This is a genomic window from Faecalibacterium duncaniae, from assembly GCF_010509575.1.
Taxonomy (GTDB): domain Bacteria; phylum Bacillota; class Clostridia; order Oscillospirales; family Ruminococcaceae; genus Faecalibacterium; species Faecalibacterium duncaniae.
In genome coordinates, this window is record NZ_CP048437.1 from 2,063,576 (window position 1) to 2,080,135 (window position 16,560).

The following is a 16,560-nucleotide window of genomic DNA, read 5'->3' on the forward strand; positions in this document are numbered from 1 at the left end:
TGCAGAGAGCGACCCTAAACAGGACCTTCAAAACGATTTCTGCAAAATTTCCTTGATCTGCTCCAGATCCTCTACAAAATAGATCCCCTGCTGGCGTTCCGGGGAGGAGAGCCCCTTTTCGATCATCCGGCCAAGCAGGGCTTTCAGGCCATCGTAGTAACCATTCAGGTTATAGAGGATGCAGGGCGCATCCAGATGCCTGAGCGACACCTTAGACATCACCTCAGCGATCTCCTCCAGTGTGCCGGTGCCGCCGGGAAATGCAATAAACGCATCCCCCAGCGCGATCATCTTTGTTTTGCGCTCCGTCATATCCTTTGTCACGATCAGCTCCGTCAGCCCCTCGTGCTGCAGCTCTCCCTGCACAAAAAACTCCGGTTCCACGCCGGTCACTTCGCCCCCGGCGTTCAGGGTGCTTTCGGCGATCTCTCCCATCAGGCCGCAGCGGGAGCCGCCGTACACCAGCGCGTTCCCGCTCTCCCCGATCCACCTTCCCAGCTCCTGCACCGCCTGCTTCAGGGCCGGATCATTGCCCTCGTTTGCGCCCAGATATACCGTGATGTTCATTGTATTCTCCCCCAGTTTCGTTTTTGCCTTATTTTATCACGCTTTTCTCCGGCAGAAAAGAGGGCGGGCCGGTTTTCCTTGCAAATGCCGCCGGACTGTGCTATGCTGAGAGGAAAAAGGGGGATTTTCCTTATGAAGACAGCATTGACCATTGCCGGAAGCGACTCCAGCGGCGGCGCAGGCATTCAGGCCGACATCAAGACCATGACCGCCAACGGCGTGTTTGCCCTGAGCGCCATCACGGCTCTGACAGCCCAGAACACCACCGGCGTGACCGGAATCTTTGAGACCACACCCGAATTTCTGGCCCAGCAGCTGGATGCGGTGTTCACCGATATCTACCCGGATGCCATCAAGATCGGCATGGTATCGTCGTCTGCGCTCATTGAGACCATTGCCAAAAAGCTGCGCCAGTACGATGCCAAGCACATCGTGGTCGATCCCGTGATGGTGGCCACCTCCGGCTCCAAGCTGCTGCAGGACAGCGCCATCCAGATCCTGACCGGGCAGCTTCTGCCCATGGCCGAGGTGGTCACGCCCAACATTCCGGAGGCCGAGATCCTGTCCGGCATGACCATCACCGATGCCGTCGGGATGGAGGCCGCCGCAAAGTGCATCAGCGAAAAATACGGCTGTGCCGTGCTCTGCAAGGGCGGCCACAAGGTGAATGATGCCGACGATCTGCTCTGGTGCAACGGCAGCGGCAAGTGGTTCCACGGCGAACGCATCGCCAACCCCAACACCCACGGCACCGGCTGCACCCTGTCCAGCGCCATTGCCTCCAATCTGGCAAAGGGCTATCCCCTGGATGCCGCCGTAGAGCGGGCCAAGGCATATATTTCAGGCTGCCTGTCCGCCATGCTCGATCTGGGCAAAGGCTCCGGCCCCATGGACCACATGTTCGCCCTGCGCGGCGAATTCGTGGAGCACTGAGCCACAAAAAAAGGGCGATGATCTCTCATACGCCCCAGAACAGGATTCCCAGTCCCGCCGCCAACAGAATCATTCCGATGGGCGACGGGGCTTTTTGCGTCCGCTTCTTCCAGACAAAATGCACCGCCCATAAAACAGCAAACACAAGGATCGATCTCGCATCCGGTGCAAATCCATCTGCCAGCGTTTTGATGCCGCCCAGTGTGGAGAGCATCATGTTCAGCGCGGTCGCCAGGATCATGGCCACCACACAGGGCCGCACACCGGAAAGAAAGGCTTCCACGCCCGCATACTTCATCAGGTTTTTCAGCACCGCCGCGATCAGCAGGATGATGAAGAACGAGGGCAGCACCACCCCCAGCGTAGCGATCAGCGCTCCCGGAAAGCCGCCCTGTGATGACCCGATAAAGGTTGCCATATTGATTGCCAGTGGGCCCGGGGTGGACTCAGAAACGGCGACAAAACTCAGGAATTCTGCTTCGGTCAGCCAGCCATGACGCAGCACGGTCTCCCGCACCAGCGAGATCATCCCGTAGCCGCCGCCAAAGGAGAGCGCTCCGATCATCAGAAAATTGAGGAACAGTTGGAGGTAGATCATGCTTTCTCCTCCTTCCGCAGCTTTCTTAACAGGTAGAGCAGCACCCCTGCCGCCCCGCAGAGCAGGATGTAGTAGAGGGACGAGAAGGACACCGCCGCCACCGAGCAGCCCACCATGGCCGCCACAACACCGGCAACGATGATCCTGTTGAAGGCCGTGCCGGACAGGCTTTTCAGCATCTTCATCCCCGCCGAAAGGATCAGATAGATGACGCAGACCTGAATGCCCCGGAACGCGCTTGCCACTGCCGACAGCTGCAAGAACCGGTCAAACACCAGTGAGATCAGGTAGATGACCACAAACGAGGGCAGGCAGACCGCCAGCGTGGATGCCGCGGCCCCTTCTGCCCCTTCGATCTTATAGCCCACATAGGTGGCACTGTTCACCGCCACAGGGCCCGGCGTGGACTCCGCAATGGCGACCATATCGAGAAATTCCTCCCGGCTCAGCCACTGCTTGTCCTCCACAAATTCCCGTTCCAGCAGGGCCACCATTGCGTAGCCGCCGCCAAATGTGAACGCACCGATCTTCAAAAAAGTCCAGAACAGATCTCTTGTTTTTTTCATACACTTCACCTCGCTGCCTGCCTATTATAGCATAAAGTGTCCCATCAGGAAACCCATTTGCAAGACCTGCGATCATCCTATCTCTTCCGGCACAAATGAGTCTTTCTCACAAACAAGGTAGATGTCCTTCTTCATTTTCTTCTCAAAGTATTGCTTCAATCTCATATTGGAATCCCACTTGTCCTGCGGATAAAAGCCATACCGTTTCTTTACATCGTTCATTCTATCTTCTATATCCAGAACCCCTTCCGCTCCTGCCAGACTATCACACAATTGGATCAGTCGGTCATAATCATCGTATACTGTCCTGGCTAATTCAGTCTTAATCATCTCCATCTCTTCCTCTGAAACATCAAGCTTTCCAATGTATTCATCTAGAGTATGATTGTTAAAAGAATGCGTCAAGCAAATCTTTGCTGCCTCATCATATCCAAGCGACATCATAAATCTGTATCCATCGGAAACATGGCCAAGATGTCTTACGCCAAATTTTCTTCCTATATCATGCAGTAAGCCTAAAACATAGGCCTTCTCCGCATCTATATCTCCACATGCCGCTGCTATTTTTTCTGCACAATGTGCTGCTGTTAAACTATGTTTTCCCCAAGGCCCCGGATTATTTGATAGACCATCCCGAATCAACGCCATTGCTTCATCTCTTGTCGGCAGCATAACCTATTCCTTCTTTCCCTTTTCTTATGCATTGATAAAAACAAATGCCGAAAACCCGCATGAATACAGGCTTTCGGCATTTTGATCCATTACTCGAGCTCGGTAAGTTTATTTCTTTACTTAGCAAATTTGTTTAGTAAGTCCATCCTTGGATGTTCACTTTTCCATGAGATTGCTGTGGTAGATGTGGCTTTCCGATTTTTTAGTATCAGGATAGTATCACACAACCAGTGGGATCTCTGTGAGTATTATAACGTATTATCTTTTGTTTTTCAACCTGTTTTCGTACTTTGTTATTCTGTGTTTGATTTTACCGGCTACGTTCCTGCAATAGTCTGCCGAGAAGCCCTCCCCCTGACCAAAAGATTCAGAGAAGACTTCAGCAACCGCTTCTGCGATTTCGTTCATAAATGAGGAAACTGTTATCTTCCTCATAATTCTTTTACTTTCGCCATCATACTCATTTGATGGTGCTTCCGGGAAGAAATCGTATGGATCCCACTTGTCGATTTCCTGTTTCACGCAACAATACACAAATTTTTCCTTGGCGCATATTTCATCATACCAAATCGTTGGGTCTGCACCATACGATGTCTGAACTTCGTTTTTGTCACTTTTGTGCTCAATCCACGCAACACCAAAAGGGTATATCGCTTGCTTGGCACCTGCCCGAATATGATACTGCACACCATTCTTTAGATATTCCGTCCAATAATCCATTATATCATCTGGTGTTTTATCCCATTCGTCCGGAATATCACTGAATAATCCAATTGAAAGCTTTGTTGTTTCCCTACAGAAACTTTTTATATCAACTCTTTCATCTGATTCTATAAAATCACTTTTTGATTCTCGGATCCCTTTTATACAACACGAAACCGTGTGCTCCTGTCCATCTGGAATATAGTCAATCAAAACCGCAAATCGTCCGTTTAATTCTGGGCACCGGTCGTCATTTCTTACTCTTCTGATTGTGCAATCGACTTTTTTCTCATCTTTAGTTATTTCAATCCTCCCCAATGGTGTCTGAATCATTCTGCTCACTTCTCTCTATGGTCGTTTCGATGAACAACTTCAAGGCATTCTGTGCAATGATGTTCGTTGTCACAAGGTCAAATCCACCACCAATTACACCGCCAGCCAACGGTACCATCTTTCCAAGATTGATGATTCCAGTCTGACCAAACTTTGTAATCAATCGAAATCCTACTTTTTGATTGATTCGAGTCAATGTTGCGCCTGAAATTTTTTCAATGCTAGCTGTTGCAATTTTCGTACCTAATTTGACCCCTGTACCTTTCAGAACATCCGCAACTGCTTGCCCGGTCATACAAGCATAGACCAGTGTCTGCACCTGATCGGTATTGGGTTCATAACCGCCCAGTTTGGCTACCGCAGCAATCATACGGAGTTGCACATAGAGGACGCTGCTTACATTAGCCGGAACCGCAACCGGAAGTGTAATTATCCCGCCAAGTCCCGTAAGAAAACCTGATGTCGTACACTTTACCAATTGATTTGCCACCAACGCCTTTGCTGCCTTTTCCGCTGTCGGGTATTTCGATGAATAATCCTCTGCCAGTTCATCAACCGACTTACTCACCTTCGGAATGCCCCGTAGTGCTTTATCATAGCAGACATCCAGAATGTCAACCATCTGCTGCGAGGAAAGTGCTTCGCCTTTCTTTTGGTTTGCCTTGTCAAGCTGTTCCTTGCCTTTGCTGATTGCAGCAGCAGCCCCGTCTCCTGCTGTATCCACAATTTTTTTCCCGACAGTTGCGACCCCAGTCAAACCGCTTTTTAACGTGTCTTGAAATTTAGCCTTTGCCATTTTCTTTCCTCCTTTTTTTCAGTGTCCTCATAATAATCCCTGAAATTTTCGCGACTACCAGTTTTACACATGATGGAAACACTGCATCCAATCGTCCACAGGAAAGCACTCTATACTTATGATCACAACTTTGTCCCATCAACTCTATTTCCTATTAAACCGATTATATCAAATACATCTAGTTCATTCAACTTCATTGGTGTATCACACCTTCCAACCATTAAGTTTTTCTTAATAGTCCCCACTGCCAAACTTGAACCATTCGAAAATCCCGAATCGTTGCCCCTATACGCACAAAACCCCCGCCAGCTCATACTGACGGGGGTTGCGCATTTCTGATTAAATCCAGTTGGTGGAAATTACTCGAGCTCGATGGTGGCAGGCGGCTTACCAGTGCAATCGTAGAACACACGGTTGACGTGCTTGACCTCATTGACGATACGGCTGGTCACGGTGCCCAGAACATCCCAGGGCACATTGTAGCTCTCAGCCGTCATAAAGTCGGTGGTGGTCACGGCACGCAGGGCCACAGCGTAGTCATAGGTACGCTCGTCACCCATCACGCCGACACTGCGCATATTGGTCAGTGCGGCGTAATACTGGTTGATCTCCTTATCCAGACCAGCCTTGGCGATCTCCTCACGCCAGATTGCGTCTGCATCCTGCACAATGGCAACCTTTTCGGGGGTCACCTCGCCGATGATGCGGATGCCCAGACCGGGGCCGGGGAACGGCTGACGGCTGACCAGATACTCAGGCAGGCCCAGTTCGCGGCCAACCTGACGCACCTCATCCTTGAACAGGTTGCGCAGAGGCTCCACCAGCTCCTTAAAGTCCACGGTATCGGGCAGGCCGCCGACATTGTGGTGGCTCTTGATGACAGTGGATTCGCCGCCCAGGCCGCTCTCCACAACGTCAGGATAGATGGTGCCCTGTGCCAGGAAATCCACCTTGCCGATCAGCTTTGCCTGCTCCTCAAAGACGCGGATGAACTCCTCGCCGATGATCTTACGCTTGCGCTCGGGCTCGGTAACACCAGCCAGCTTGCTGAAATAGCGGTCGCGGGCATCCACACAGATGAAGTTGATATCAAAGCCGTTGGCATTGCCCGGGCCAAAAACAGAGCAGACCTCTTCCTTTTCGTTCTTGCGGAGCAGGCCGTGGTCCACAAACACGCAGGTCAGCTGCTTTCCGATGGCCTTTGCCAGCATCGCAGCCAGCACAGAGGAATCCACGCCGCCGGACAGGGCACACAGCACCTTGCCGTCGCCAATGCGCTCCCGCAGAGCCTTGACATTGTTCTCCACGAAGGAGTCCATCTTCCAGTCACCGGAGCAGCCACAGACGTTATACACGAAGTTGCGGAGCATCTTCTTGCCCTCAGCGGTGTGGAGCACTTCCGGGTGGAACTGAACAGCATACAGGCCCTTCTCGGCGTTCTCTGCAGCAGCCACAGGGCAGTTCACAGTGTGTGCGGTGATCTTGAAGCCGGGGGCTGCCTGCTCGATGTAGTCGTTGTGGCTCATCCAGCAGATGGTGGAGGGCTGAACATCCTCGAACATCTTGCTGCTGTTGTCCACAAAGACCTCGGTCTTGCCGTACTCACGCTCAGGGGCGCGGCAGACATGACCGCCCAGCAGGTGCATCATCAGCTGGCTGCCGTAGCAGATTCCCAGCACAGGGATGCCCCAGTTGAAGATCTCGGGGTCAATGGTGGGCGAATCTTCCAGATAGACGCTGTTGGGGCCGCCGGTGAAGATGATACCCTTGGGGTTCTTCGCCTTGATGACCGACAGGTCTGTTTTGTAGGAATAGATTTCACAGTAGACATTGTTCTCGCGGACACGGCGCGCGATCAGCTGATTGTACTGGCCGCCAAAGTCCAGCACGATGACAGTTTCATGCTGCATGATGTTCTCCTCCCTTTTTCGAGATGTTTCTATAGGTAGACTTAGTATAGCACATCTCACAACGAAAATCGACAGTCTTTGTGAACTTTCCCGATTTTATTTTACGCGAACAGGATGCCGCAGTACTGTTTTCAGTTTTTCCGGTGCTGTCCGGCGCGGATCGCTGAGGTAAATTTCGTGGTGACGGCGGTGCCCGGTGAAATCAGTCTCATAGCCCTGTTCCCGCGCAAAAGCATCCATCTGCTCCAGCGTCTCCGGTTCGGCATCATAAGAACCAACATGCATACACTGCACACAAAGTCCTTCATCATAGTGGAGGAACTGCACTTTGGAGAAATCCTTCTTCTTTTTTGCAGTCGCTTCCTGAACGGCCCAATCGAACACTTCCCGGGTCACGAAATCCGGCAGGCGGATCATACTTGTCCACTCAAAGCATTCTTTGTGGGCGTAGTCCACACCGTCCACCCCCTCTTGATGCCACAAACCCTCCAACGGTGGGACAACATATTCAAAGTAACCGTCGATCTTATGGCTTCCCTTGTAGCTCATCTTGATGGTAAAGGCAATGCCATACAGCAACTCCATTGCCGCCTGATATTCCCCACCTGGTTCATTGGGGTCTCCCCTGCCCTGTACAGACACAAAATTCATCGGCGGAACAGTTACAATACCCGGCTTCCTGGGTGGAAGATAAAACTCCTTGTACTCCTTCTTATAGTCAAACGCCATCGTGCCGTCCTCCATTCTTCGACATCTTGTTTCTTTAATGTCAGCATATCATAACAACCTTTATTTGTAAAGCACTTTTTGGCAAAAACAAAAATCCCCTGCCATCTCGGGCAGAGGATCTGTTAGCGCAAAAAGAGCCTTCCCACTCTCCGGAATGGGAAGGCTCTTTGTAAGTTTAACCTTTTGCCTTAGAACAGGCGCAGAGGGTCAAAATCACTCAATGATCTTGCCAACAACGCCGGAACCAACGGTACGGCCACCCTCACGGATAGCGAAACGCAGGCCCTCTTCCATAGCAACGGGGGTCAGCAGCTCAACGTGCATCTGAACGTTATCGCCGGGCATGCACATCTCGGTGCCTTCGGGCAGGGTGATGATGCCGGTCACGTCAGTGGTACGGAAGTAGAACTGAGGACGATAGTTGGAGAAGAAGGGGGTGTGACGGCCGCCTTCGTCCTTGGTCAGGACGTAGACCTGAGACTCGAAGACCTTGTGGGGATGGACAGTGCCGGGCTTAGCCAGAACCTGGCCACGCTCGATCTGGGTACGGTCAACACCACGCAGCAGAGCGCCGATGTTATCGCCAGCCTCAGCGAAGTCCAGAGACTTACGGAACATCTCCAGGCCGGTGATGGTGGTGCTCAGACGATCGGGCTTAATGCCAACAATCTCCATTGCATCGCCAACCTTAGCAATGCCACGCTCAACACGACCGGTAGCAACAGTACCACGGCCGGAAATGGTCATGACATCCTCGATGGGCATCAGGAAGGGCTTGTCTTCCTCACGATCGGGGTTGGGGATATAGCTGTCAACAGCGTCCATCAGCTCCTTGATGCAAGCATACTCGGGTGCATCAGGATCCTTGGAGGTGGACTCCAGAGCCTTCAGAGCGGAGCCACGGATGATGGGGGTGTCGTCGCCGGGGAAGTCATACTCGCTCAGCAGCTCACGGATCTCCATCTCGACCAGATCCAGCAGCTCCTCGTCGTCGACCATATCGCACTTGTTCATAAAGACAACGATATAGGGCACGCCGACCTGACGAGCCAGCAGGATGTGCTCACGGGTCTGGGGCATGGGACCATCGGTAGCAGCAACGACCAGGATAGCGCCGTCCATCTGAGCAGCACCGGTGATCATGTTCTTAACGTAGTCAGCATGGCCCGGGCAGTCAACGTGAGCGTAGTGACGAGCATCGGTCTGGTACTCGACATGAGCGGAGTTGATCGTAATACCACGAGCGCGCTCCTCGGGAGCCTTATCGATGTTGGCATAGTCCATGAAGTCTGCGTCGCCCTTCAGTGCCAGATACTTGGTGATAGCGGCGGTCAGAGTGGTCTTGCCGTGGTCAACGTGACCGATGGTGCCGATGTTAACATGCGGCTTAGAACGGTCAAATTTTGCCTTTTCAGCCATTGGAATATCCTCCCTTAATCGGATTGAATTTGGTTACAACAGTCCTGCAAACACAGAATTGCATTGCAAAACTATTCTACTAAATTTGTCCTGTAAAATCAAGTGCTTTTACAGGAAATTTTGCCGGAGCTACACTACCCCGGCAAAATTTTACTTTGTTTCAGGCAATCAAGCCTTGGTGCGGCCAGCAATGATCTGGTCGGCAATGTTCTTGGGAACCGGCTCGTAGTGAGAAGGCTCCATGACATACTGGCCACGGCCCTGGGTCTTGGAACGCAGGTCGGTGGCGTAGCCGAACATCTGAGCCAGAGGAACGAAGGCGTTGACACGCTGAGTGCCTGCCATTGCCTCCATGCCCTGGATCTGGCCACGGCGAGAGTTCAGGTCGCCGATGACATCGCCCAGATACTCATCAGGAACGATAACAGCAACCTTCATGATGGGCTCGGTGATGATGGGGTCAGCCTTGCGCATAGCGTCCTTGAAGGCCATAGAACCTGCAATGGAGAAGGCCATTTCAGAGGAGTCGACCTCGTGATAAGAACCATCCCACAGGGTGACCTTGACATCAACGACAGGATAGCCAGCCAGAACGCCGGACTTCATAGCACCCTGGATACCATTGTCGATAGCCGGGATGTATTCCTTCGGGATGGCACCGCCAACGATGGCGTTGACGAACTCGTAACCCTTGCCGGGCTCGTTGGGCTCGATCTTGATCTTAACATGACCGTACTGGCCCTTACCACCAGACTGACGTGCGTACTTGGTCTCCTGATTGGCCTCCTTGCGGATGGTCTCACGGTAAGCGACCTGAGGTGCGCCAACGTTGGCCTCGACCTTGAACTCACGCAGCAGACGGTCGACGATGATCTCCAGATGGAGCTCGCCCATGCCAGCGATGATGGTCTGGCCGGTCTCTTCATCAGTGTAGGTCTTGAAGGTAGGATCCTCTTCGGCCAGCTTTGCCAGCGCGATGCCCATCTTCTCGTTGCCGGCCTTGGTCTTGGGCTCGATGGCAACGCGGATAACGGGCTCGGGGAACTTCATGGACTCCAGAATGATGGGATGATTCTCATCACACAGAGTGTCACCGGTGGTGGTGTTCTTCAGACCGACAACAGCAGCGATATCACCTGCATAGCAGCAGTCGATATCCTTGCGGTGGTTGGAGTGCATCTGCAGGATGCGGCCCATACGCTCTCTAGCGTCCTTCACGGAGTTGTAGACAGTAGTACCAGCCTCGACCTTACCGGAGTAGACACGGAAGTAAGCCAGCTTACCAACAAACGGATCGGTTGCGATCTTGAAGGCCAGAGCTGCGAAGGGAGCGTCGTCAGAAGACGGACGGGTCTCCTGCTCTTCGGTCTCAGGGTTCACACCCTTGATGTCCTCGACATCGGTAGGTGCGGGCATATAGTCCACGATAGCGTCCAGCAGCTTCTGGACACCACGGTTCTTGTAGGAAGAACCGCAGGTAACGGGAACCAGAGTATTTGCAATGGTCTCCTTACGGATAGCAGCCTTCAGTTCCTCACGAGTGATCTCCTCACCCTCGAGGTACTTTTCCATCAGCACTTCGTCGTTCTCGGCAACAGCCTCGATCAGGATGTTGCGGTACTCCTCGGCCTGCTCGACCATATCCTCAGGGATGGGCTCAGTGCGCATATCGTTGCCCATGTCGTCATAGTAGACCTCAGCGTTCATATCGACCAGGTCAACGATACCACGGAAGGTATCCTCCTGGCCGATGGGCAGCTGGATCGCCACGCCGTTAGCGTGCAGACGATCATGCAGCATCTTGATGCAGCGGAAGAAGTCGGCACCCATGGTATCCATCTTGTTGACGTAAACCATGCGGGGGACTTTGTACTCATCAGCCTGACGCCAAACGGTCTCAGACTGAGGCTCGACACCGCCCTTAGCAGCCAGAACGGTCACAGAACCGTCCAGGACGCGCAGGGAACGCTGGACCTCAACAGTAAAGTCCACGTGGCCCGGGGTGTCGATGATGTTGATGCGGTGACGGTTCTTCTTGAATGCAACCGGATCCTTCTGGGTCTCAGAGTGGCTCCAGTAGCAGGTGGTAGCAGCGGAAGTGATGGTGATACCACGCTCCTGCTCCTGAACCATCCAGTCCATGGTAGCGCCGCCATCATGGACTTCGCCGATCTTGTGGTTGATGCCGGTGTAGTACAGAATACGCTCGGTGGTAGTCGTCTTACCAGCATCAATGTGGGCCATAATGCCGATATTTCTCGTCATCTGAAGAGAAACTTCTCTGGGTGTAGCCATGAAATTAACCTCCTACAGAACAGATCAATAACGGAAATGAGCGAAAGCCTTGTTGGCCTCGGCCATCTTGTGGGTATCCTCGCGCTTCTTCACGGCGTTACCAGTGTTGTTGGCAGCATCCATGATCTCGGCGGCCAGACGCTGGGCCATGGTCTTCTCACCACGGCTGCGGCTGTAAGCGGTCAGCCAGCGCAGACCCAGGGTCTCGCGGCGGGCAGGGCTGACTTCCAGAGGAACCTGGTAGTTAGCACCACCAACACGGCGGGTCTTGCACTCGAGGCTGGGCATGATGTTCTCCATCGCCTTCTCGAAAGTTTCCAGAGGATCGTTGCCGGTCTTTTCCTGAATCATGGAGAAAGCCTCGTAAACGATCTTCTGAGCGACGCCCTTCTTGCCATCCAGCATCACGCTGTTGACCAGACGGGTGACCATCTTGGAATTGTAAATAGGATCAGCTAAGACATCGCGCTTAGCAATGTTACCTCTTCTAGGCATCTTTCTTCCCTCCTTCACAGAATGATATCATCGGTACTCGAAAGTAATAAAACTCCCGTTGTGTCACAAAGAGCTGACCTTACATAAACCGTTACCCTCCGCACAATGCGGACTTGTTATTTATATAATGGAAAGCCGTTTATGGCGGTTGTCCTCAATTACTTCTTTGCAGCACCGGCCTTAGGACGCTTTGCGCCGTACTTGGAGCGGGCCTGGTTACGGCCTGCCACACCCTGAGTATCCAGGGTACCACGGATGATGTGGTAACGCACACCGGGCAGGTCCTTAACACGGCCGCCACGGATCAGCACGACGGAGTGCTCCTGCAGGTTATGGCCGATACCGGGAATGTAAGAGGTGACCTCGATACCATTCGTGAGGCGGACACGAGCAACCTTACGCAGAGCAGAGTTAGGCTTCTTGGGGGTCATGGTACGAACTGCAGTGCAGACACCACGCTTCTGGGGGCTGCTCAGATCAGAGTACTGCTTCTTCTGAGAGTTATAAGTCTTCTGCAGGGCGGGAGCGGTGCTCTTGGTAACCAGGACCTCACGGCCTTTGCGTACAAGCTGGTTAAAAGTAGGCATTTTGTTTCTCCTTTCTTAATAGTGAACATCGGATATTTTCCGACTTTTTAGCCGCACTTCCCCTATGGGGACGCGCAACAGTTATATAATACTCGTTTTGATTAGGAATGTCAACAGTTTTTCCAATATTTTTTTGTTTTATTCGCCGAAGGACTCAACCGCCGATTTTTCCTTTACTCCCTCAGTCTGCTGCGCAGACAGCCCCCTCTCAGAGGGGGCCTTTCCCCTGCTTCGGGCCAAGCAGGCCTCCCTCCCAGAGGGAGGTGGCATTGCGAAGCAATGACGAAGGGAGTTTCAAATCAAAAAAGCCGCCCTCCCCTGCGTTCAGGGAAAGGCGGCTCATGGATCGATTCAGTTCCGGGCAGACAGAGTTTTACTGCTGGTTTGCTGCAGCCAGCTCAGCGGCAACAGCCTCGTCGCGCTCCTGCTCACGGCGCTTCAGATCCTCACGCACCTCCGGCAGACCGGTACCGGCGGGGATCAGCTTACCGATGATGACGTTCTCCTTCAGGCCGGCCAGCGGGTCAACCTTGCCCTTGATGGCGGCTTCGGTCAGGACACGGGTGGTCTCCTGGAAGGATGCGGCAGACAGGAAGGACTCGTTTGCCAGGGCAGCCTTGGTGATGCCCAGCAGCACCTGCTGATACTCGACCAGCTTGATGCCCTCTTCACCGTCATCAATGCGCTTCTGCAGCTCGGCGTTGATGTTCTCAACTTCCAGACGGTTTGCCAGTGCACCACCGATCAGGTCGGAGGAGCCGGAGTCGGTCACGCGGACCTTGCGGCACATCTGACGGACGATGACCTCGATATGCTTATCGTTGATCTCAACGCCCTGCAGACGGTAGACCTTCTGGACCTCGCTGATCAGGTAGTTCTGCACATCGCTCAGACCCTTGATGGCCAGGATATCCTGGGGATACAGAACACCTTCGCGGGTGATGATGTCGCCCTTCTCCACACGATCGCCGGGCATGACACGTGCATGCTGGGTGAAGGGGATGGAGTAGCTCTTCACCACCTCGGCACCGTTCTCATCCTTGCCGGTGACCTTGATGACGACATTCTTCTTGGTGTCATCCTGAGAGACAACACCGGAGATCTCGCTCATAATGGCCATGCTCTTGGGACGGCGGCTCTCGAACAGCTCCTCAACACGGGGAAGACCCTGGGTAATATCCTCAGCAGATGCAATACCGCCGGTATGGAAGGTACGCATGGTCAGCTGGGTACCGGGCTCGCCGATAGACTCTGCTGCGATGACACCGATGGACTCGCCCAGCTGGACGGGCTCACCGTTTGCCATATCGCTGCCGTAGCAGTGTGCGCAGACACCCACCTTGGCGCGGCAGGTCAGCAGGCTGCGGATCTTCAGCTTGGTGATGCCTGCAGCCTCGATGTCGTTGGCATCGTACAGGTCGATCATCTTGCCCTCAGGTACGATGACCTCGCCGGTGACGGGGTTGATCACATCGCCCACGGCGTAACGGCCGATGATACGCTCACGGAAGCTCTCGATCTTCTCCTTGCCCTCGTGGATCTCAGAGACCCACAGGCCATCGGTGGTGCCGCAGTCGATCTCACGGACGATGACCTCCTGAGAGACATCGACCATGCGGCGGGTCAGGTAGCCGGAGTCAGCGGTACGCAGAGCGGTATCGGCCAGACCCTTACGAGCGCCACGGGCAGAAACGAAATATTCCAGAATGTTCAGACCTTCGCGGTAGTTTGCACGAATGGGCATCTCGATGGTCTTACCTGCGGTGTTGGCCAGCAGGCCGCGCATGCCGGCCAGCTGTTTGATCTGGTTCATAGAACCACGCGCACCGGAATCAGCCATCATAAAGATCTCGTTGTCCTTGGGCAGGTTGGCTGCCAGAGCCTTGGAGACCTTATCGGTGGTTGCCTGCCAGATGTTGATGGTCTGGGTGTAACGCTCGTTCTCAGAGATCAGGCCGCGGTTGAACAGCTTGTTGACCTGAGAGACCTGCTTATCCGCGTCAGCGATCAGCTCGTCCTTCTGCGGAGGAATGACAGCGTCACACACAGCAACAGAGATTGCAGACAGGGTGGAGTACTTATAGCCCTGAGCCTTGATGGAGTCCAGCATCTTTGCGCAGGCACGGGTACCATTGCGGGTCATGCAGCGGGAAATGATGTCGGGCAGGGTCTTTTTGGTCACGCGGAAGCTGACCTCATACTCCAGCCAGTGCTCCGGGTCGGTGCGGTCGATATAACCCAGGTTCTGAGGAACGGGGTTATTGAAGATGATCCGGCCAACGGTGGCATCCACCAGACCGGTGCGCTCCACACCGTCAATGACCATGGTGCGGCGGACCTTGATGGGAGCGTGCAGGGTCACAACGTGCTCTGCATAGGCCATCAGGGCCTCGTTCTCATCACGGAAGATCTTGCCTGCACCCTCTTCGTTCTCACGAACGGTGGTCAGGTAGTAGCTGCCCAGGATCATATCCTGAGTAGGAACGGTAACAGGTGCGCCGTCAGAGGGCTTCAGCAGGTTGCCGGAAGCCAGCATCAGCATCTTGGCCTCACGGCAGGCATCCTCGCCCAGGGGCAGGTGAACTGCCATCTGGTCACCGTCGAAGTCAGCGTTGAACGCGGTACATGCCAGTGGGTGCAGCTTGATGGCACGGCCCTCGACCAGCACGGGGTTGAAGGCCTGAATGCCCAGACGGTGCAGGGTAGGTGCACGGTTCAGCAGGACCGGGTGGCCCTTGATCACGGTCTCCAGGCTGTCCCAGACCTCGGGCTTTGCACGCTCGACCATCTTACGGGCAGACTTGATGTTGTTGGCAACACCCTTCTCGACCAGATCCTTCATCACGAAGGGCTTGAACAGCTCCAGAGCCATCTCCTTGGGCAGACCGCACTGATCCATCTTCAGCTCAGGGCCGACGACGATAACGGAACGGCCGGAGTAGTCAACACGCTTGCCCAGCAGGTTCTGGCGGAAGCGGCCCTGCTTGCCCTTCAGCAGATCGGACAGGCTCTTCAGGGCACGGTTGTTGGGGCCGGTGACCGGGCGGCCGCGGCGGCCGTTGTCGATCAGGCTGTCAACTGCTTCCTGCAGCATCCGCTTCTCGTTGCGCACGATGATGTCGGGAGCACCCAGCTCCAGCAGGCGGCGCAGACGGTTGTTGCGGTTGATCACGCGGCGGTACAGGTCGTTCAGGTCGGAGGTGGCAAAACGGCCGCCATCCAGCTGGACCATGGGGCGCAGATCAGGGGGCAGCACGGGCAGCACGTCCATGACCATCCACTCGGGGCGGTTGCCGGAAATGCGGAATGCCTCAACGACCTCCAGACGCTTCAGGATGCGGACCTTCTTCTGGCCGGAGGACTTTTCCACCTCAGCGGTCAGCTCAGCGCTCAGCTGATCCAGATCGATCTCCTTCAGCAGCTCCTGGATGGCCTCAGCACCCATGGATGCCTCAAACTCATCGCCGTAGCGCTCACGCATCTCACGGTATTCCTTCTCGGTCAGCAGTTGCTTCTTTTCCAGCGGGGTCAGACCGGGATTGGTAACGATATAGCTTGCAAAGTACAGGACCTTCTCCAGCAGGCGGGGGCTGATGTCCAGCATCAGGCCAATGCGGCTGGGGATGCCCTTGAAGTACCAGATGTGGCTGACGGGCGCGGCCAGCTCAATGTGGCCCATGCGCTCACGGCGAACCTTTGCCTTGGTGACCTCGACACCGCAGCGATCGCAGATCTTGCCCTTGTAGCGGATGCGCTTGTACTTGCCGCAGTGGCACTCCCAGTCCTTGGTAGGTCCAAAAATGCGCTCGCAGTACAGGCCGTCGCGCTCCGGCTTCAGGGTGCGGTAGTTGATGGTCTCAGGCTTCTTGACCTCGCCGTAGCTCCAGTTGCGGATCTGCTCCGGAGAAGCCAGGCCGATTTTAATGGAATCGAAAACGTTGTTTTCCATGAAACGAAC

14 protein-coding genes are annotated in these 16,560 nt (G+C 54.2%); 1 reads left to right on the plus strand and 13 read right to left on the minus strand.

Annotation, left to right across the window (positions count from 1 at the left end; genetic code table 11):
* Positions 1-27 precede the first annotated feature (27 nt).
* Entirely contained in the window at positions 28-567 is a 540-nt protein-coding gene (locus tag GXM22_RS09990) for an LOG family protein (RefSeq protein WP_005930520.1), read from the minus strand.
* Positions 568-699: 132 nt separating this feature from the next.
* Here GXM22_RS09990 and thiD point away from each other — a divergent pair, with 132 nt between their 5' ends.
* On the plus strand, positions 700-1,500 hold the full coding sequence (thiD, locus tag GXM22_RS09995) for a bifunctional hydroxymethylpyrimidine kinase/phosphomethylpyrimidine kinase (RefSeq protein WP_035393589.1): 801 nt from the start codon (positions 700-702) through the stop codon (positions 1,498-1,500).
* 25 nt (positions 1,501-1,525) lie between these two features.
* On the opposite strand, the gene GXM22_RS10000 is transcribed toward thiD, so the two are convergent.
* The 12 genes from GXM22_RS10000 to rpoC form a co-directional block, all read right to left on the minus strand.
* Positions 1,526-2,098 carry a chromate transporter gene (locus GXM22_RS10000; protein WP_005930527.1) on the minus strand — a complete coding sequence of 191 codons (573 nt, stop codon included), beginning with the start codon at positions 2,096-2,098 and terminating at the stop codon, positions 1,526-1,528.
* Positions 2,095-2,664 (minus strand): chromate transporter, encoded by a 570-nt coding sequence (locus GXM22_RS10005; RefSeq protein WP_005930530.1) that lies wholly within the window; start codon positions 2,662-2,664, stop codon positions 2,095-2,097. Before GXM22_RS10005 ends, GXM22_RS10000 begins: the two co-directional genes overlap by 4 nt.
* A gap of 72 nt (positions 2,665-2,736) precedes the next feature.
* Positions 2,737-3,336, minus strand: a complete 600-nt coding sequence (locus GXM22_RS10010; RefSeq protein ID WP_035393592.1) for an HD domain-containing protein — start codon at positions 3,334-3,336, stop codon at positions 2,737-2,739.
* A 258-nt stretch (positions 3,337-3,594) separates the two neighbouring features.
* Complete coding sequence (locus GXM22_RS10015; RefSeq protein WP_035393593.1) at positions 3,595-4,371, minus strand: hypothetical protein; 777 nt, start codon at positions 4,369-4,371, stop codon at positions 3,595-3,597.
* Positions 4,343-5,167, minus strand: a complete 825-nt coding sequence (locus tag GXM22_RS10020) for an EcsC family protein (RefSeq protein WP_099357304.1) — start codon at positions 5,165-5,167, stop codon at positions 4,343-4,345. Before GXM22_RS10020 ends, GXM22_RS10015 begins: the two co-directional genes overlap by 29 nt.
* Before the next feature lie 359 nt (positions 5,168-5,526).
* Entirely contained in the window at positions 5,527-7,077 is a 1,551-nt protein-coding gene (gene guaA, locus GXM22_RS10025; protein WP_005930542.1) for a glutamine-hydrolyzing GMP synthase, read from the minus strand.
* A gap of 96 nt (positions 7,078-7,173) precedes the next feature.
* Positions 7,174-7,806 (minus strand): GyrI-like domain-containing protein, encoded by a 633-nt coding sequence (locus GXM22_RS10030; protein WP_035393594.1) that lies wholly within the window; start codon positions 7,804-7,806, stop codon positions 7,174-7,176.
* Between the two features lie 213 nt (positions 7,807-8,019).
* On the minus strand, positions 8,020-9,225 hold the full coding sequence (gene tuf / locus GXM22_RS10035) for an elongation factor Tu (protein ID WP_005930548.1): 1,206 nt from the start codon (positions 9,223-9,225) through the stop codon (positions 8,020-8,022).
* Positions 9,226-9,393: 168 nt separating this feature from the next.
* Positions 9,394-11,520: an elongation factor G gene (gene fusA, locus GXM22_RS10040; protein ID WP_082210757.1), complete on the minus strand. Its 2,127-nt coding sequence runs from the start codon at positions 11,518-11,520 to the stop codon at positions 9,394-9,396.
* 24 nt (positions 11,521-11,544) lie between these two features.
* Positions 11,545-12,015 carry a 30S ribosomal protein S7 gene (gene rpsG / locus GXM22_RS10045; RefSeq protein ID WP_005930552.1) on the minus strand — a complete coding sequence of 157 codons (471 nt, stop codon included), beginning with the start codon at positions 12,013-12,015 and terminating at the stop codon, positions 11,545-11,547.
* 158 nt (positions 12,016-12,173) lie between these two features.
* On the minus strand, positions 12,174-12,602 hold the full coding sequence (gene rpsL, locus GXM22_RS10050; protein WP_005930554.1) for a 30S ribosomal protein S12: 429 nt from the start codon (positions 12,600-12,602) through the stop codon (positions 12,174-12,176).
* 373 nt (positions 12,603-12,975) lie between these two features.
* Entirely contained in the window at positions 12,976-16,551 is a 3,576-nt protein-coding gene (rpoC, locus tag GXM22_RS10055) for a DNA-directed RNA polymerase subunit beta' (RefSeq protein WP_005930560.1), read from the minus strand.
* Between the last annotated feature and the right edge of the window lie 9 nt (positions 16,552-16,560).